This is a genomic window from Nitratireductor indicus C115 (assembly GCF_000300515.1).
In the GTDB taxonomy this organism is placed as follows: Bacteria; Pseudomonadota; Alphaproteobacteria; order Rhizobiales; family Rhizobiaceae; genus Nitratireductor; species Nitratireductor indicus.
This window is the reverse complement of record NZ_AMSI01000003.1, coordinates 13,023-31,529: the sequence shown is the minus strand read 5'-3', so window position 1 is coordinate 31,529 and position 18,507 is coordinate 13,023. Positions and strand designations below refer to the sequence as shown.

Here is an 18,507-nt window from a genome sequence, read left to right as displayed (position 1 = left end):
CCCGATGCTATGGAGGAACGGGCGCTGTCACGTTTCCGCGAGGGTGCCGGAGGGCGGGCAGGCCCTCCGGCGGGTGCTTGCGCTAGCCGGGACAGGAAACGGCGCGCGCTATCAATCTATGTGCGCCCGAGCGGCGTCACGTTTCTCACGTCAGAAGGCGGGCGCCCTTTGAGGTGCAGATGTGCCGGGAGCCCAGAAGTATTCCTGGCCGAAATCACGCCGCCAGAATTGTTGCTGCCGCTTGAAGGCCTTGTTGGCTTCCGGGTCGAGGAGATATTGCGCCTGGTCAAGCACCAGGCGTTCCCATCCAAGACGCAGATACCAGATGTTCGATCCGGGTATGTTGCCGCGCGCGAACTTCACGAGCTCACGGCCGAAATGCGTTTTCTCGCCGCTCGCCAACTGCACGGCGTTGCCCGCTGTCAGGTTCCAGAAATCGTTGGCACGCTGCACCACGGGGCCGGCGAATGTCGTGGCAAAGCCGCCGCCGTATCGGTTGATGTTCCCGAATGCGAAATCGCCGTAAATGCCAAGGCCTCCGCCCTGGAGCATCGCGGAAAACCAGAAGCTCTTCGTATCCATGTCGCGCGGATCCCGGCCGGCGGCAACCTGCTTCGCCTGCAAGGCAAGCGCTCCGTAAACCGTTGTGGTCAGGAGCAGGGCACCGGCATAGGCTGCGCCATGGGCGCGCGTTTCGCCTTTCGCAAGCATGGCCGCTATGCGTGATCCATGCAATAGCATGAACACCGCCCCGAAGGATTTGAACTGCGCGAAGCTGCGAAGCACCTCGCCAATGAACGTGCCTGGCTGGTTCTGGTTGAGCAGGGCCGTGCGGCTGCGGTGCGAACCGGACGGGATGGCATATTCCGTTTCCGTCTGGATCATCTCCAGATAACGCTCTGCCAGGCGCGGGTCGATGCGCTCGGCAATCTCGGCCGGGCGCAGAAAGCCCGCACCAGGCTCGGGTTCATGCAGCGGTGCCTTGCGGATCATATCCCATTCACGGGCGTGGATCCCGTAGCGGCGAAAGAATGTCTGCATGCCGGCTGGTAGCTGGTCGAAACTGAGATGGACGCGCGCGCCGATCTCTGCCTGCGCGGCCAGGCCGAACGCATGCCGGCCGGCCTGGGTCCACGGCGTCAGGCCGGAGAAAGTCAGTACGCGGTCGGCCAGGTAACTCGCCCATTCGGGCCCCGAGATCGTGCCGACATAGCGCGCCTGGGCGTGGAACACATGCGCGGCGCTATCGAAGATCAGCCCGGAACGCACGGCCTCGCGGCGGTTGGATGGAAGCAAGGCGCTGATTGTCTGCTTCACAACCCCGCGCGGGCTCATGCCGGCAAACGCGCGGGTGATCTGCTGTGTCCCCACGTCTGAGATCGAGGAAATTGCCGCAGAACCCAGAACGCTCGCGGTGATGAGCGAGCGGAAGGCAGAAAGGCCGCTCGCCCATTTTCCATTGATGGGCGTCTCCAGCCCCCCGCGAATGGAGTTCCAAACGGCGTCGATGCGGTCTATGCGCCATTTGGCGTAGTCAAGCGCGGCGTCGGGCTTGGCGGGAATTCGCCCCGGCTTGCCGGCGGCCACGTCCTGCGCCTCTTTCTGGATCGCCTGTTTCATCCATTCGATGGAGCCGCCCGGATTGGGCCCGAGGATTTCCATGGAAGAGATATCCCGCGCCATCATGTTGATGTGGCTCATCATGGCGGCGAATGGATCGCCGCCGCCGCCATAGGCTTCCTGATATTCCAGCCAGCTGTCGGCATCGCGGAAGACGAGAAACCGGTGCTCTGCCCTCTGGTTGGCAAGCGCGCCGCGCCCGAAGGGCTGGCGCTTCGGCTCCACCTTGTTCCAGCCTTCGGTTGTGATGCTGTCGAAAATCTCGTCCAGTATCCCTTCAAGCTCTTTGCCGTCGATCGTCTTGCCGGTGAGGGGGTGTTTCATCCGGGCGACATCGAGCCGGCCGCGAATGTAGTCTTTCCAGGCCTCGCGTCCGGTTTTGCGCAAGGCACGCGCGTCGTGGTGCTGGGGCAGTCCCCAATTCTCAAGCTTGCCGATCGCGCCGCCGGCGGTGTTGAAGCGCTGGCGCAGCCATTCCGCCGTTTGTGTCCAGGATCTGGCAAGGCCCTTTGCTGCCTGGTCGCCGGTATCCTCGCCAAAAGCTTCGCGCACCAGGTTGCGAAGATCCGCCTTGTTCCAGCGCGAGCGGTCACCGCCGACAGCACCGCGACGGAAATGGTGCAGCAGTTCCTCCATGCGGGCATGTGCCATTCCGACGATGGCCCGCCGGCGGCCCTCGACCGATGAAAAGCCGGCCGTGCCGAAATGCTCCAGCATATCCAGCGCGCCGGCGGCAATGTCGCGTTTCCCCTTCGGCGTGACGTGGTTCGCAAGATCGTTCGCAATGCGCGCCGTGACCTTGGCTGCGATCTTCGCCTTGCGCCTCTTGTGCTCCGTGTCTGCGCGCAGCGCTTCGGCCAGGTCGGCCTTTGCCTGTTCATTTGCCGTTGCTGCGCCGCCGGCCTCCCGCCGCGACCGGTAGCGCTCGAATTCGTCTTTCAGGCGGCGCGCTTCATCCTTGCTGATGGCTCCGCCGTTCACGGCATTGTCAAGACACGCGTCGATCGTCATGGGGTGACCTTGCACAGTTCCACCAGCTCGGCGATTTCCGCCTGCCGGTCCAGTTCGTCCATGTAGGCGGAAAGCGGCACCATCTCGCCGGCGTCGTTCATCACCTCTGTGTCGCCATACTCAGCCCGGAATGCAGCCTCCTGCGGATCTTCCGGGAGCCTGGAAGGCATCGGGTCATCAAGGCCGTTCGCCTCGAGCGTTGCCGGCCGGTATTCCGATGCTGCCTTCAACTCGTCGTCGCTCCAGCCTGGAAGGACCTCACCCGATCGAACACCTGCATTGGGACCCGGTGCCCGCCAGAGCGAGACAGAGAACGTATCTTCGCGTCCACCCATCGCGTGTTTTAATTTTCGGAACGCCTTGATCTGGCGATTGGTGGGAAAGCCGAAGAAGTCCACTCCGCCTGTAAAACTCTCGGCAATGTGACTAACACGGAAAATCGCAAATTCTGCCGCGTTTCCTAGTGCTTCATCGTGCTGGTTTTCGTTTGCTCGAATGGCGTTGAAGAAGTCCTCATGGAAGGGGCGCTTGAGCTTCCATGTTTTGCCCTCGCGATCCAGAACGTATGCCCATTGCGGCTTGTCTTGCAGGATAACATCGCGAGGATCGATTTTTTCGGCGTTCTCTGACAAATAGGATGCGACGGCACGCTGAACTCTTGGTTTGTCCGTAACGGCAGGGACGGGTGCCAAGCGCTCTTCAATAACAAAGTTGCCCAACCTCCTGGCCATTTCCTCTACGTCGATTTCGCTTGGAGCCGCCTTCGGTTCCGGCTGTTCCATCACCGCGCGTTCGAACGCATCGGCCGGGTCGCCGCCGTCCCGTTCAGCGATCTCCACCGCCCGGGTTATGATCTTGTCATCTACGCCGGGGCCGGCCATTGCCTGCATCTCAGCAACACGAGCTTCCACCGCGCGGCGGTTAGCTGCAACAGTCTCGGCCGCCTGGCGTGCTGCGTCGCTCACTATTCCAGGCGGGAAGGCGGGTTTGCCGCCCAGTTCATCCTCGATCAGATTTAACAGATCGGCCGGCGTTGAGCGTGCCACAGCCTCTTCGGGCGTTCCATAGAGATGATCGAAATATCCGGCTTCGGCGACCGCCTCGCGGGCGTAATCCAAAGACTTGCCTCCTGGGCGCACAAGCCGTCCCTCAAAGCTGCGCGAAACACGTGTAGCGCCTATCTGTTCGAGTTCGGCTATATCCGGCTTCAGGCCTCCGGCGTCGATTAGATAGCTGACAAGGCTGCGGCCCTGCTCGCCGGCTGCCTCCTTCAACTGCCGGATGGCGGTTGCATCATCGATAGCAATCAACTGATCGGCAATGCGCGCCGTCTGCTCGGCATCTGGTATGAAACCGGGGAAATCACCATCTTCCGCCAGGCGGGTGGCTCGCGCTGCATTCTGGTCATGCGCCGTGCGGGAGACCGATGCCGGTCGCGTAGCATCCAAATGGTCAAGCTGGTCGGCCTGGTCGAGCGCCCCGCGCACTTCTGCCGGCAATGCTTCGCGGATCTCGGGCAGGATCCGGCGGGCGGCATCCACGTCACCGGAAAGGGCGGCGCGAGCATCGGGGCTTACATCGTTTCGCGCTGCGGCCAGTTCGGCCGCCGCATCCAGCTCGACACCGCGAAACGCACGCGCGCCCTCGGCGATAGCGCCGCCGGCCAGGCCGAAGGCCCCGCCGAGTGCTGTGGCAAATGCGACATTGCTCATGGCTTCATTCAGGCCATGCGGAAGGCCTGCTTCCTCGCGCCAGGCCTGCACCGTCGGCTGAAACAGGGCCTCCGTTGCGCCGTTCACCAGCGCTTCCTTCGAGGCTATGGAAAGGATTCGCGCGGCGATACTGCGGCCAGTGCCAGGACCAGCACCGGCAAAAAGCGTCATCACCTGCAAAGGGTCGCGCATGGCACCGGCCATGCCGCCCGCAAGCAATGCCCCCCATTTTCCGATGCCGTCGCGTGCCGTGATCGCCGACAGCAAATCACCCTCGGCCTTCTGAGCCAGGCGCTTGGCATCGTCTTCCACGCTGATTTCAGAGCCGATCAGGGCGGCCTTGTCAGGGTGTTGTGCCGCGATTTCTGCCAGCCGATCGGAAAACCTTTTCTGCTCCTGGTCGAGCAGTATCTGATATGGATCGCGGCCTTGCTCTCCAGGCCCGCCGAAAAGCTTGGATTTGCGAATGGGGCTGACTTCGTTCATATCCTTCTGGCGCGTGAAACGGCTTTCAGCCGTGCGCAACGGGTTTTCCAGAACGATGCCGGTTTCGGCCTTTACGCGGGCAATGCGATCTTCATAGGCCCGGTCGAGCGAAGTCTGTGCTGCATTGAAGTTGTCGACATAGAGCGCCGAGCGCCAGGCCGCTTCGCCGATCTCGAAAAGCGTCGATCCGCCGCGCCGCGCAAAAGTGGCCGTGGGGTTCGCCTGTGGCGTCTCATAGACGAAGCTCATCGGAAATACCCGAAGAAACCGGATCCGAGTTCGCCCTGGTCGCGTACGAGCTGCTCCATGTCGAGGATGAAATATCCGCCCGTGCCGAGCTCAGCAGGTGCAGGGACGTATTGCGGATCTCCCGTAGCCGGATCCTGCAACGCAACCCGATAGCGCCCGGGCGCGACCATCTCGAGGTAACCATTGCGGATATCGCGCGCCGAAATGCGATGGTCGCCCCCGGCGATTGCCATCTGGTTGGCCAATTGCCCGTCCGTGAGCTTGGAAAGCCTGGTGTCGAGATCCGCGGCGGGCATGTCGGGCGGCGCAACGGTCTGCCGGCCATTGACCATTGTCAGCCCGCCGAACTTCTGACCGTCGCGCATTGTAGCGCCCAGGGCGGCGTCTATCGCTTCGGTCAAGAGCTCATGTGCCGGGTCGAGCGGGTCAGCGGCGTTGGCCGGATCCACGCCACGCGCCAGGGCGCGCTTCTCGAATATCAGAGCTGCTGTCTCGCGGGCGGCCGCGGCCGTGCGGGGGAGGCCAGCAAGGGCCGCGCCCGTGGCGGCCGCAAACACCTGGCTCATTTTGCCCTGGGAGGGCAGGGCGGATTTGTAACCCTCCTGGCGGCGGGTATCGAGCATGGTCGCCACCTCGGTGGCAACGCTCTCGTTCCCTGTGGCGGCAATCAGCCCGGCCATGTGCGCGAGCACCGGCGCGGACTGGCTGACCTCCCGCATGGCATCGGGCATGGCATTGCCCAGACCGGCCTCGAGGCCCGAGAGCAAGCTTGGCATTGCCAGCGGGTTTTCCTCGAACTGCCGCTTGATCGCGTCCGCTTCGTTCGCCGTGAAGTACCGTGGCTGGATCCCGTAGTGCTCGGCCACGGCCTGGGCATCGTTTGCGCGCTCGGAAAGGCTGGCGGTCAGTCTCTGGCTGTCGGAGAAATCGAGCGGGGCAACGTCAGTAACGCCGGCCCGTGCCGCCCATGTCAGCGGATCGTCGCGCAATCCGGCCTTCATGGCCTTGTGCAGGCCTTCCATGACATCGAGCGTGTCCAGGGTCGCCTCGGTAGCGCCCTCCTGCTGCATACGCCGTTGCAGCTGCACCATCTGCTGTTCGATTGCTTCCGGCCGTGCCGCCAGGTGCGCCGATTGCCAGCTGGCGAGCTGGTCGAAAAAATCGGCTCGAGCGGCCAGTTGTTCGTCGCCGGTTTCGGCAACGGCCTTGCGCAGGGTGGAGCGTTGCGCTTCCGTGACGGGCAGGCCCTTTTTCAGGATGCGCGTCTGTTCGTTGAAGGCATTGCCGATGGCCGTCGCCTGTTTGCTGGCAGCCGTTGCATCCTGCTGCACCCGCCTGGCCAGTTCGGAATTTACCTTGTGAAACGCGTCAGCATCGAGGTTCTGAGCCAGCCCCTCGCCGTTTTGCCACTCGGTTTGTACCTGTTCGGCGTAGGCTGCGCGTTCCGCCGGCGTTGCCAGCCCGTCAAATCCAGACAGTATTCGCGCCGCATAAACGTCATTGGCTGTGGCACGCTTCAGCCGCTCCCGGGCGAGCGGTGTCATGCCTGGCGCGTTGTCGATCGTCTGATTGAGGCCTGCGAGCTCCTGCGTCAGCGCCTGGTCGGCTTGTTTGTCGGTTCCGGCCTTGGCAGCCAGGCGCAGAATATTCGTGGTCTGCGTATCGATGAGGCCTTCAGAACTGGCCTTCAGCTCCTCGTCCAGGTTGCTCCGGGCCTTCTGCATCGCCTGGCGCTGTAGCGAAAGGCTGGTGGCGTCAAAGCTCGCCAGCATCTTCGCCCGGAGGATCGGCGGAAGGCCTTCAGTAAAGCCAGCCCGGAGAGGATCCAGGGCGGCCTGCATTTCTGCCGGCTTTCCCTCGTGCTCAAGTGCAATGGCGTCCATCTGGGCGCGCATCGAGCTTTCCAGCCGGTTCGCGTAAACAGCGGTTGCGGCCTCGTTGTAAGCGTCTCCGACCAGCGTTCCCGGCTGTGCTCGAGGCAATGCCCCGCGCGCGCCGGTGAGGCTGACGCTGACCTTGCCCGGTTGCGCGGCGACAGGGCCGCCTGCCTTCGCCAGCCACAACCCGGCGAATTCGCCGGCCGTCATATTGGCGCGGCCACCATTAAGGCGAACGGCATCTGAGCCGACAATGTCGGCAGCGCGTGCGTTTGGATTTGCGAGAAGTTTCCCGGCGCCGCCAGCACCCTGCTGGTGTGCCAGATAAAGCTCAGCGGCAGTTGGTTTCCGGCCCAGCACCTTCTGCAGGTGGGCTGCGTTGTCACGCGCTAGCCGTGCAGCAGCGTCCGCTGCCTGTGCGGGGTCGTAGCGGTTGGCCAGTCCGTATTGCGCGGCCGTGCTGTCGACAAACTGGAAAAGGCCGCCGGCGCTGGACGATGGGTTTTTCGCGTTGGGATTGAACGAGCTCTCCAGCTCGGCCATTTTCATCAATGCGGCAGGATCGACGCCGTGGCGTTGGGCGGCGGCTACGATCACGTCGCGAATACCTGCCGGCGCGTTGACCTGACCGCGACTTGGCCGCTTGCCGGGCGTTCCTGGCTGGAATGCGAAATCCACACCTGGCATGGAAACATTGGCAGCATCGGCCGCGCCCTTTTCACGGGCTGCGGTCACCGCGCGATCGCGTGCGATCTTTCCCAGGCGGCCGGCCAGCTGGGAAGACGCAGCGGCAACCGATGCCAGCGCCTGCGCTGCACCCGTGTCGTTGTCAACCGCGAGGGCTGGCAGGCGAGGGGCCTTTGCCGTGAATTCCGGTATCTTCGCCATCAACTTCCCTCTCAGGACAGGCTGCCGAGCTGCGAGCGGTCGATCACGTCATTGGCAAGGGTCTGCCCTGCACCGACGACACTCGAGAACAGTTGCGCCCGGCCACGCGCCCTGACATTGGCGGCCTGGCGGCGGCGTGCGAGCGAGCGCTGCAGGCGCTGATTGGAATTGATCGAAAGTTCTTTCTCCGCGTCATCGACCGCCTGGCGTCTGGCGGTCTGTGCGGACACGGAGGAAAGATCCACGCCGCCGGCGGCGAATGCCACTGTCTGATCCGACACGGTGCGCATGAGTTCTTCTTTCAGGGCCGTGCTCGTTTCCTTTCCCTGGATGAATTCCTCGCGATCCTGAAACTTGATCTCCTCCGCTTCGGCTTTCGCCGCGTTGTTGGCCGCGACGCCCGAGCCGATGCCGGCCACCACGGAAAGGAGGGAGGCACCCGTCTGGAGCGCCCCGATACCGGTGATGCCGGCCCCGGCAGCGGCAGCGCCGCCGGCGGCTGAGCCCCCGCCGAGCAATCCCGCAAAAAGTCCGCCGATGAGTTCCATCTAACCCGCTATGTCCTTTTGCACCGACCGAACCGTGAGGCGGCCCGGAAAAAGCTGTGTGATCCTCGAGCGGCCATGACGCGAAAAACCGTGCATGCCTTCAACCTCGATCCGGGCAGTGACTGGCCGCGCAATCGGGCCTTCATCCATGATCGTGTCGGCATTGCTCCGCAAAGGAACGTTGAAGGCAGGAGCATCGTTGACCGCAATGGCGAGCGATGTTGTTTCGTAGAGGGAAACCACCAAGCGGCTGACGCGCTTCAACCGGGCTTCGCGCCGGCCGGTTTCGGTTTCAAGCATGACGTCCATATCGTCTGCGACAGGTGGCCGCCATGTTCCCACGATGATGGTGCCGGCGACTGGGTCTTGCAGGGTCGCTTCGCCGGCCGTGACTTCAAACGGCCCATGAAGATTGTCGCCCTCCTGGATCCAGATGCTGCGCCCGGAATAACGATCCAGACCGGATAGGCTGTTGGTCGGCGCGCCAAGCACGATCTGTTCCGCCTCATCGAGAAATAAAACCGGGTCGTGTTCTTCGAGGCGAATGCTATCCTGTCCGGCCGATGTTCGCCGGCAGAGCATCCAGATACTGCGGTCGGTGTCGGACATGACCGACAGGAATTTTCCATCGGTCTCCCACGGCGCAAAGCCGGAAACTTCCTGCGTCCTCATCACGGTGAGGCTGGTAAGCGTGCCGTCTTCCATGGGCATCAGCATCATGTCGGCATCGACCTTGCCGTAGGCGCGCCGGCGGGCAAGGTCTGTGGGCTGCTTGATCAGATGCGCGGAAAGGACGGAGGCATTCTCACCGACAAAGTTCTGCTCGAGCTCCGTGTATGATAGGAGGCGCAATGTATCGCCCCCTTCCTGGACATAGAAAATGCCGTTGTCTGACGATGTGGTCGGCAAACCAGGTGCAATGCCCGGAGCATCCGAGAAACCGAATTCAGGAACCTCCGTCGCCGACAGCACCAGGTTCTTGAGATAGGCGATTTTCTCGGAACCGAAGAACAGGAGCGTGCGCCCGTTCACGATATCCCGCATCACGTTGGCCTCGCCGGCCTCGATCTCGTAGACCAGGGCCGCCCGCGATGCATCCAGCTCGGTGTCGATGTTGAATGGCTCGCCCGTCACCGACGCCATGAAATGATTGGGGCGGCTTTTGAAGCCGGTCATGACCAGCCGTTGCTGAACAATGCGGCCCACGGCTGGCCAGCCGCGTTCCTCGCTCATGATCGGTTCACCGCCAGGTCGGCCCTTGGTGACAGTCTTCACCCGGAAATAGGCTTTGTTGTCGAGAGGGCTGGCACCCATCTGCAACCAGTCGCGATTGGCGTTTCCTTCGCCCGTGAATTGGATCTTGTAGCGTTCTGGGTTGCTCCCCCCGGTTGTCAGGTTCGTCACCGTCAGGCCGGGCGCTACACCTGGAAGATCCTCGAGGGCGGCTTTGATCAGGAGGGCGTTTGCAGGACCATCGTCGCTAACCGTGATTGAGGTCGTGGTGTTGCCTTCCAGGGTCAGGTCGAATGAACCGCCATCAATCAGATCGTAGGCGGAAACTTCCTGCACCTCGGTAACGCCATTGGTGTAGACCCCGCCAAAATCGACAAGCGGGACATTCTCGAACAGGATATTCGAGCAGCTCCATTCTGTGCTGCTCCCCATCCTGAAGATGCGCTGCGGGGCCATCTCCTGGTGAAACGCCAGGATGCTGTCAAAACGCGGCTCCATCTGCACCTGGTGCAGAATATCTTCACCGGCAGGATAGGGGATGGCCGTCTGCCAAACACCCGCGACGAAAACGTCAATGTTCCGATCGGTGAACACGAGTTGGTGACGCTGCCCCTGCTCGGGCGTAAAGCGGCGGACCAGGCCGAGCGAGAGCGCAGCACCTTCCGCGCGGAACGCCGCATGTGTGAAGGTGATTGCACCTGCCGCGTCGCCCGTTGCATCGACGCAGACACGAAACATCTGGGCAGCATGCCCGGAGTGACCAGGCGCACCGGATGCAAAGCGCCGCGTCTCCGCTTCAATGGTGAGTTTGAGCGCATTGCCGAAAGGCTGCCAGACTGCGCCGTCCCACCATTCAGCAATCAGGGCAGCGTCGGCCCCGCTCGTTTCAGCATGGACGCCGCCGATATCGATGAAATGCACGGTCTCTGCCGCACCAAGATCGACCTCGAAGAGAACGAAGCGCGCGCCGGCGGCTGCACTGGTGGTGATTTCGGTGTCGGGGTTCAGAAGGTCCGCCGCGGTGCCCCCATTGGGCAGCGTGCACATTCCTTCCGATAGAGCGATGTCTTCGAGCTGACGCCGGGCCCCTGCGCGATCCCATGTGCCGCCACGGTCGGAATACCCACCCTGCGGCAGAATGATGATGTTTTCCGCACCGGAAAGTGCGCTCTGCAAGAACTTTGTATCGCGCCGCTCCTGGGTGAGCGGATCGAGCACGCCATAGGTATGTGCAGCCTGAACCGTGGTCAGCTTGGTCATGCGCTCACCATCCGAACCGCGCGTCGTCGGGCTCGTCCCAGGCGTCGCGAACATCGGTCAACGGGTTGGCCCCGCCGGCGGGCTGCTGGCTCGGCATGGCCTGGGCGTCCAGGTCACTTGCGACCTTGAACTGGCCGCCTTCGCCCTGATAGTCCGGCGGGCCGTAGGCGTCGCGGCGCAGCTCGCGGCGCAGCATGGCATCCTCGCGGATCTCCAACGCATATTCGGCGGCGCAGCACAGCACGATCAGCTCGCGGAAATAGCCAGGCCAATGGGCCGGATCCGGTTTGATCTGGTATTCGGCATAGCACTGCGATGTCATGGTCCAGACCTGAGTTTCGGCGATCTGGAACCGAAGCAAGGGGCGGTCGCTGCTGGGGCTGTCATAATAGCCGCGCGGAAGGGCGAGACGGCCAGGCGGCAGGGAAAAGGCATGGCTCCATCCAAGGGGAGGGGCCTGGGTAAGATGATCGAGGGCGGCAAACCGTTTGGTGAAATGCCAGGGATATTTCGACAGCACGTCCTCGAGGACTGCATTGTAGGTCGCCACAACGCCGTCCCCTGCCGGTCCCGGGCTGGCAACAGACTGGATCGGAAGGCAGCCAATCCTTGAGAGAGCGCGGTTGATGATGGTTGCGGCGTCCATGAGGCTCCCCGGCATTGGCCGCCAGGCTTGACGACTGGCGGCCTTTGAACGTCTGGCGTTATGCGGCTGCGGTCGCCGTGGAGAGCGCCACCGTCACGGCAGAACCCGTGTTGGCGCTTACGATGTACTCATAGAGCGCCGGCGTTCCGTCGAGATCGGCACGGATCTTGATCGTGTCGCCGATGCTCATTTCTCCGGCAAGCGCGTTGAAATGCCCTGCCGTCTCGATTGCCGCCTTGTCGTCGGTGGTCGCATAGTCCCAGGCGGACAGCTGCTTGACGTTGGCGCCGGTGCCGTAGGAGACGCCGGCGCCGTAGCGGCGGATGGTCCCATTCTGAAAGGGTCGCATGTGTCAGTCCTCAATTGCGAAAAGGGGCGGCCGGTTGCCCGGCCGCCGGTTCATCAGGCGGTCGGCAGAACGATGGCGGACGGGTCGTATTTCGCCCTGAGCTGCACCGCACCTTCCGGCAGAAGAAGCTTGGAGCCGATGCGCATGCGCATGTTGTGCGTCCAGCAATCCTTGCGGTTGTCCCACTGAACCGAGCCGGTGAGCTGGCGCACATAGCCGAAGCCGATCGCAGAGCGGTGCCACATCTGGCAATTGACCTGTGCTGCGGCATCGCCGACGCGCAAGGTTTTGTCCGACAGCGCGAAGATGTGGATGCCGTTCCAGCTCTTTGCCAGATTGCCCTTGATGAAAGGCAGGTCCGGGCCGACATAATCGGCATTGGCAATGCGTTTGTCGCCGATCAGCATGGCCCAGCTCACGCTGTCCACACCGCAGAACACTTCACCGTCCTGCACCTCGACATCGTTGCCCATCAGCACCTGCTTGCCCTGCACCAGCGTGGTCGCGGACATGAGGTCGGCATAGGCTCCGACATACTGGGTGGAAGCCTTGAGTGCCCGGATGATCGTCTTGTCATGCACGCGGCCGAGCGCCTTGGCCGAACGCATGGCGACGGCCTGTTGGCGGGCGACGGTCATCTGGTCAAGATCGTCCTCGTAGACCTCCTCGAAGGCACGGGACTTCTTGGTATCCACCGGAACCGTGGTGTCGTTCGGGTTTGCGGGCTTGGCCTCGTCGCCGCGCTGCACGTCTTCCTCGGCTTCGACCTGGCCGAAGATCGGGAAGTGCATTTTCTCGCCGGTGATCTTTTCCGGCGGCGTGGTGGTGTTGCGCAGCGCGAAGCCGCCGGACTGGTAAACATGCAGGGCCTGAGCGCGCCACTGCTGGACGTAATGATTGGGAGCGTTCTGAGACATCGTAATCCCCAAAGAAACGAATAATCGGGTTTCCGGGGCCGATTGCCGGGCGAGCCCTAGGGCCTGTCTCCTTTGCAAGAGCCGGTTGCCTGTGCCGGCCGGGTCCATCCACCGTTGACGCAAGAGCCTATGTGCGCGCGCGCGCTGTCACGTTTCCTGCGTGCTCAAAAAAAAGCCCGGCCATCCGGGCCGGGCTGGAGCACCGCAGGCAGCGGGCGTTCAGTCGCCGAACAGACGACGCGCAATCTCGCGGGTCTCATTCGCGAAGTTCTCATCGAACTTATCGCCGAACGCATTGTTTCGAGGATCCGCGATGCGGGCTTCGTAGTCCTGTTTGGTGACTGCGCGTTCGGCACCGCCCCCGCCTGGATGCACGGAAGGGTTCACGCCGCGGTTCATCAGCTTTTCGATCACCTTCACGCCGGCAAGCGATGTGGTGAGAAGGCGCATTTCGTTCTTCATGTCCTGGTCGAAGCCATGCGCTTCCGCATCCAGCTGCTTGATCCAGTTTTCAGCGGCCGTCAGCCTTTCGCCGCCCTTCGCCTGTTTCTCCTCCGCGCTTCCCTTGAAGCCCTCCGGGGCGAGACTTTCGAGCATGCCGGCGGTATCGAACGGGGCTTCGAGAAGGCCTTTTTCCGCCATTGCTTCCATGAATTTCGGCACGGCAGCCATCTGTGCGTCAGTGAAACCATGTTCATGTGCGATGTTCTTGAAGATACCCAGGGCCTGGTCGTCATCGGCTACGCCGCCCAGAGCTTTGGTTTTCTCGCCCCATTCGAAAGGCTGGTAGCCGTCCGCATTCTCCGGCACTGCGCCGGTCTTCTTCGCCTGGGCATCGCGGAACCCCTTGTTCTCGCGTATCAGGCGATCAATCGTTTCCTCGTTGGTCTGCCCGACGAGATGATCGGCAATACCCTCCGGCTTGTAGATGCCTGGCATCTGGCCGTCTGCACCGCCGATAGGTTCGGTGCGGCCGCCTTGCGTGGGATCGGCGGCAGGTGGAGCGCCTGCGTTGGCCGGGTCGTCGGCGGCGGCGATCTGGGGAGTTGGTTCCACTCCGTGGCTGGGTTCGTTGCTCATGCGTCCTGTCCTCGGTCGGCCGGTACGGGTGTCGCCTGGGCCATGGCCGAGAGAATGGCCCGGACGAATTGGCATTGTGCGTAATGCATCAACAGCAATGGCTCGATCTGCTCGCGGCTCAGCATGGCGTCGAGCGGGAAGGGCTCGGCGCGCAGCGTTTCGTCAAGCATGTACTCGAGGGTCGCGCGGCCCGCCGTGGTCGAAAAACAATCGCGGAACTGGTTTGCCTGCTGTTGCGCGCGCTTGGACTGTTCGGCGCGCTGTTTCAGCATGGCAGCGCCATCACTTTCGATGTCGCCCCAGCCGCCGCTTCCGCCGAGCATGGAGCCAAGCGCTTCTATCAAAGCTTCGGCGCTCGGTTCCAACCCGTCGATTTCGCGCAGTTCTTCATCGGCATCGACGCCGTGCTTATCTGGTTGCTGTTCTGTCATGGTCCTGTCCTTCTTCGTTTTCGTCCCTGCCCGGACGGATCAAGCCTGCACCAGGTCCCCCGGTGCAGGAGCGCCGGCAGGCGATTGCTTCGCCTGCTGCGCCTGCATCTGCGCATTTGCGATCAGCTGGGCGACCAGCTTTTGAATTGATTTCTTTTCGGCTTCCGACCGAACGAATTTTTCAGGAACCCCGAGCTTCCGGCCGATATCGGAGAAGATGTCTTCCACCTTCGCCGTGAGCATGAGCATTTCCATACCGCCGATCGACATGACGATTTGCAGCCACTCCACCAGGTTGGAAACGTCCTGCGCCTGTTGCAGGCGCGCGATGGGCGAGACGACTTCGACCTTGAACAGCAACTGGTCGATATTGATGTTCGCCTTGATGAGGTTGCGGCTCCACAGGATATCGATAATGCGCTGGATCAATGGCCGGATGATTTCGAGAACCAGGCGCGAATAGGCACCCGACAGGTCGGCGGAAAGGCGCTTCATGCGCTCGACGATTTCCGTGGCCGAGCGCACCGCGCCGCTATCAGGCGGCAAGGTATCGTCCAGCATGACGCTTTTCACGGCATCGCGCAGTTCGTTGAGGATCAGGTTGGAGATGTCGAAGCGGCCAGGAACCTCAAGCCGCTGGACGCTGGCCCCCATCGTGCCGCCGGTAGCGCCGACCGCCCACATTGCGCCCGGGCGCATCTTCGCTGTTTTCGGATTGAACACCCGGTCGTTCTTGTGGATCCACAGGCCAAGAATGGCGAAGGCCGCCGCCTTGATCGTCAGTTCCACAACCTTGTTGAGCGTTTTGGCTGTGGGCAATCCGATCAGGCCGGGGCCGGTACCCATGGCGCGCCCGGGCACCTTGTAGAAGCGCGGCGTTAGCCAGGGGCATGTGCGCTCGGTCGTGTGGTAAAGCGCACCTTCGTCCATCTTGTCGGGGCAATATGCGAGGAATTGCCACTGGCCGGTTTCCTCGTTGAACTCGGAGGCTTGGACAATGGTGACCGAAGTGTCGGGCTCTTGCTCCGCCAGGTCCTTCAAACGCTTGGACAGGTTGGTGCGATCCTTGGGCCACAGATGCGGAATGTCCCCGGCGCTGTACGCCCGCTTCCAATAGATGCCGTTGACGACACCCGCGCCATTCTCGCGCAGAGCGATCTCGCCAACCGGCACGGTGACGAAACGGCAGACTTCCCGTTCATGCGGAAGAATGAGCATCGCGCCGGTGCCGCCGAACAGATCGAGGTACATTTCCCCGGATGCGACAGAGAACTGTGCGCCCTCGAGGACGGCGGTCACCTTCTTGGTGATGGTTTCAAGGTCCTGCTCGATCGCCTTCTTTTCGTCGCCCTCGATCTCGAGATATGGCCCAACCTTGAGCTCGAAGAAACGCTGAAACGCCGGCGTTACATCCTGCTGCATCCGACCGGCGAAGCGATAGGCTGCCTTGGTGGCAGTGGCATCGAATATCTTTTCGTTGCGTGCGGCGCGCGAGGCGGTGGACGTACCGGCCGGTGCCCGGTTCGGCAGCACATATTCATAGAGCTGGTCGAGCTGCGCCTTGTCTTCGCGGCAATGCTCATAGGCCTTGTCGCATGCCTTGTTCGTACGCTTGAGCTGGCTTTCTGTCGGCGCCGTGTTTTTCTCTGCCATCAGCCGCCCAGCGTGCCCTTCTTGCTCTGGTCGCGGTATGCGAGCGATTTGCGAAGGCTTGCCGCTCTGGCTGCGAGCGCAACTTTCTGGTCGGCTTCCACGTCTGCGCGGTTCGCTTCAACGTAGCGGTCGCGCTGCATGGCCTTCTCCGCCTCGGTCGGGCCCTGGACGCGGCCACCAAATAGACTTCCCATCGGTTGGACACCCTTCTGTGAGTTCGCGAACAGCCTATGGCCGCGCGGCCGCTGTCACGTTTCCGCGTCCAGGGCAGGGCGTATCCAGGTGCGGATGGTTGTTCCCGGCAGATGTTCTTCCATGGGTACGAAGCCGACGAGCTCCGCCATCTTCCGGGAAGGCGCGTTCCTGTCATCGATCCGCGCCAGCAGAATATGGTCTGGGCACACCGTCGCCCCGTGCATGAGGCAGAGCCGCATCATCGATTTGAACCTTGGCGCGCGGCTGAACCCGGGGGCAAAGAACATCCAGAGCTCGAGCACGCCGGCGGTGTAAGGCACAACGCCGACGATGAGCTGCGGCGCGCCGTCCAGACAGAGTGTCCAGGCTGGATGCGACCGCACCTGCGTCACAATCCCTTTCCAGAGCTTGCGCGGCTGAAACCGAACGATTGCCGGGATGTCGGGCAGGCGGGCAGGGCGGAATTCGATCATGTGTCCCATACGTCGAAATCCGTTTCCGGTGTCGTGGTCCCGCCGAAATCGTCATCGTCGGGCAAGCCGGTAACGCTGTCGCCGCGACCGCCCATCAGCTCGCCGCGCTTCACGCCCTCGATCCCCACCAGATCGATCGCGCCGTATTGGAGCGCGTCATGCGGATTGGAGAATTCGTTTTTCTCAGGGATCGGATCCGTGGAGTTGTCCCCCATGCCGCGCCGCTTGCGGTAGCGGTAGTGCGAATTGAAGCCTTTGCGGATCATCTTCGCCCTGGTCGAAACCAGGAGCGCTGGCCGGCGACCGTCGATGCGATAGCGCAGGAGCTGACGCACGGCGTCATGGCGAATGTTCAGTTCGTTGGTCTCGCACGGCAGAATGACGATGCCCATGGCGTTGGCGACGGTTTCGAACATAGCGAGATCGCCGGTTTCCTTGTCGCCGCCGAAAAAGCCGGCCATGTCGCCCGTGGCGCGCTCGATGCGATATCCGCGATACCGCGCGCCCAACATCATCTTGCAACCCCGGCCGAAGCCGGTAGGGCCGATCCTCCCAGGGCAATATTCGTCGAGGACCCGCAACTGCCCGTCCGGCATCCACTGCAACACCAGCATGGCCGGGCCGGTCACGCCCTGGTCGAAGCACAACCGGATCGGCAGGCCTGGAACAGGCTCCAGCTCCTTGTGTGCGCAATGCACCGTGTCGTCATATTCGGGATAGACCGGCTCGCCATTGCGCGATGGTGACCAGTCGCCATCCACCATAGCCTTCACCCACCAGGGGCGATGCTTGTTCGTCGCCGCCATCTTCTCGTAGGTCTCGCGGCTGATGGCGGCGCGGTTCTCGCCTCCGGCTGAGCGGCCGGACGGCTGGTGAAACATCTTGTGCCCCTCCGGTCGTTCATCCTCGAAAATGCCATAGGTCCAGTTGTCGGTGTCGGGTGGGTTCAAGTCACCGGTCACACAGGTGTAGTACTCGGTCCCTTCATCGAAGAAGCGCTTCGGCGGGAAGCGCTGTTGCAGAGCGCGGCCGATCAGATAGGTGAGCACGTCGCCGGATTGCTGGTCGGCCTCACCCATGTTGGCGCTGGTGAACTCGATTCCGCGCAGGGCAGCGTCCACGTCCTGATCCTGGATCGCCTGAAACACGATCTCGAAATGAAGGTTGCTACCCCCGCCCGTATCGAACACCAGCGTGTGCGTGGCCTTCCGGTTCTCGCCGCCCGTCCAGTGCCCCACGTCTGGCCCGAACCATTGCCACCAGCTTTTGATGGTAGTGCCCCAGAGGTTCGCATAGGTATCGCGCACCTCGATGTGCCGATAGAGCCGATGCCCGGCATATTGGCCCCTGGTGCAGACAGGCATGTTCATGGCCAGGGCGAGCTTGTCGAAGAAGTTCACATTGGTCTTGCCCGAGCCGATCGGCCCCTTGATGAACCGCACCCAATGCTCGCGGTCGTTCATGAACTCGGCAGCCACCGGCCCGGGCGGCTGGTAGGTGCGGATATCGAGCTTGTCGAGCTGCGCCCTGCGATAGAGCTCGAGGACTTCGGCGGGGGCGGTCATGTCCGCGCCCTCCATCCTGGGCAGCGGAAAGATGGGGAAACCTCATATCCCTCGGATTGCGAACCGCAGACATGGCAGCAACCATCATCCCAATTGGCGCAGGTGTTGGCGGTTCGGCTGCTCGCCGCTGCCCCCACCCCCCGGCCCCGGGGCGCCGAGTTCAAGTTTTCCGTTTTCCCGCCACCGGCCCGGTTTGATCCGAAGCCCGAAAACCGCACGGGCTTCACCCTCTCGAGGGTGGCGGCCCGGCTTCGGGAATGCCCCCGGCCTGCGCCGGCCATGGAATGAGGCGGCCCCCCATCGGACGGATTGCG

At 62.6% G+C, this 18,507-nt stretch carries 14 protein-coding genes; all 14 read right to left on the bottom strand.

What is annotated here, in order from left to right:
* Positions 1-150: 150 nt before the first annotated feature.
* Positions 151-2,631: a hypothetical protein gene (locus tag NA8A_RS04890; protein ID WP_009449523.1), complete on the bottom strand. Its 2,481-nt coding sequence runs from the start codon at positions 2,629-2,631 to the stop codon at positions 151-153.
* Positions 2,628-5,078 (bottom strand): hypothetical protein, encoded by a 2,451-nt coding sequence (locus tag NA8A_RS04885; protein WP_009449522.1) that lies wholly within the window; start codon positions 5,076-5,078, stop codon positions 2,628-2,630. Before NA8A_RS04885 ends, NA8A_RS04890 begins: the two co-directional genes overlap by 4 nt.
* Positions 5,075-7,843 (bottom strand): transglycosylase SLT domain-containing protein, encoded by a 2,769-nt coding sequence (locus tag NA8A_RS25700; RefSeq protein WP_009449521.1) that lies wholly within the window; start codon positions 7,841-7,843, stop codon positions 5,075-5,077. Before NA8A_RS25700 ends, NA8A_RS04885 begins: the two co-directional genes overlap by 4 nt.
* 11 nt (positions 7,844-7,854) lie before the next feature.
* Complete coding sequence (locus tag NA8A_RS04875; protein WP_009449520.1) at positions 7,855-8,391, bottom strand: hypothetical protein; 537 nt, start codon at positions 8,389-8,391, stop codon at positions 7,855-7,857.
* Complete coding sequence (locus NA8A_RS04870) at positions 8,392-10,884, bottom strand: phage tail protein (RefSeq protein WP_009449519.1); 2,493 nt, start codon at positions 10,882-10,884, stop codon at positions 8,392-8,394.
* Between the two features lie 4 nt (positions 10,885-10,888).
* Positions 10,889-11,530, bottom strand: a complete 642-nt coding sequence (locus NA8A_RS04865) for a phage connector family protein (RefSeq protein WP_009449518.1) — start codon at positions 11,528-11,530, stop codon at positions 10,889-10,891.
* Between the two features lie 58 nt (positions 11,531-11,588).
* On the bottom strand, positions 11,589-11,879 hold the full coding sequence (locus tag NA8A_RS04860) for a hypothetical protein (protein WP_009449517.1): 291 nt from the start codon (positions 11,877-11,879) through the stop codon (positions 11,589-11,591).
* 53 nt (positions 11,880-11,932) lie between these two features.
* On the bottom strand, positions 11,933-12,796 hold the full coding sequence (locus tag NA8A_RS04855; RefSeq protein WP_009449516.1) for a phage capsid protein: 864 nt from the start codon (positions 12,794-12,796) through the stop codon (positions 11,933-11,935).
* A gap of 219 nt (positions 12,797-13,015) precedes the next feature.
* Positions 13,016-13,876 (bottom strand): hypothetical protein, encoded by an 861-nt coding sequence (locus NA8A_RS04850; protein WP_009449515.1) that lies wholly within the window; start codon positions 13,874-13,876, stop codon positions 13,016-13,018.
* On the bottom strand, positions 13,873-14,307 hold the full coding sequence (locus NA8A_RS04845) for a hypothetical protein (RefSeq protein WP_009449514.1): 435 nt from the start codon (positions 14,305-14,307) through the stop codon (positions 13,873-13,875). Before NA8A_RS04845 ends, NA8A_RS04850 begins: the two co-directional genes overlap by 4 nt.
* A gap of 39 nt (positions 14,308-14,346) precedes the next feature.
* Complete coding sequence (locus NA8A_RS04840; protein ID WP_009449513.1) at positions 14,347-15,960, bottom strand: portal protein; 1,614 nt, start codon at positions 15,958-15,960, stop codon at positions 14,347-14,349.
* Entirely contained in the window at positions 15,960-16,154 is a 195-nt protein-coding gene (locus tag NA8A_RS25055) for a hypothetical protein (RefSeq protein ID WP_009449512.1), read from the bottom strand. Before NA8A_RS25055 ends, NA8A_RS04840 begins: the two co-directional genes overlap by 1 nt.
* 54 nt (positions 16,155-16,208) lie before the next feature.
* Positions 16,209-16,637, bottom strand: coding sequence for a GNAT family N-acetyltransferase (locus NA8A_RS04835; protein WP_143087883.1), 429 nt, complete (start codon positions 16,635-16,637; stop codon positions 16,209-16,211).
* Entirely contained in the window at positions 16,625-18,193 is a 1,569-nt protein-coding gene (locus tag NA8A_RS04830; protein WP_009449510.1) for a hypothetical protein, read from the bottom strand. The genes NA8A_RS04835 and NA8A_RS04830 overlap by 13 nt, the downstream gene beginning before the upstream one ends.
* Positions 18,194-18,507 lie beyond the last annotated feature (314 nt).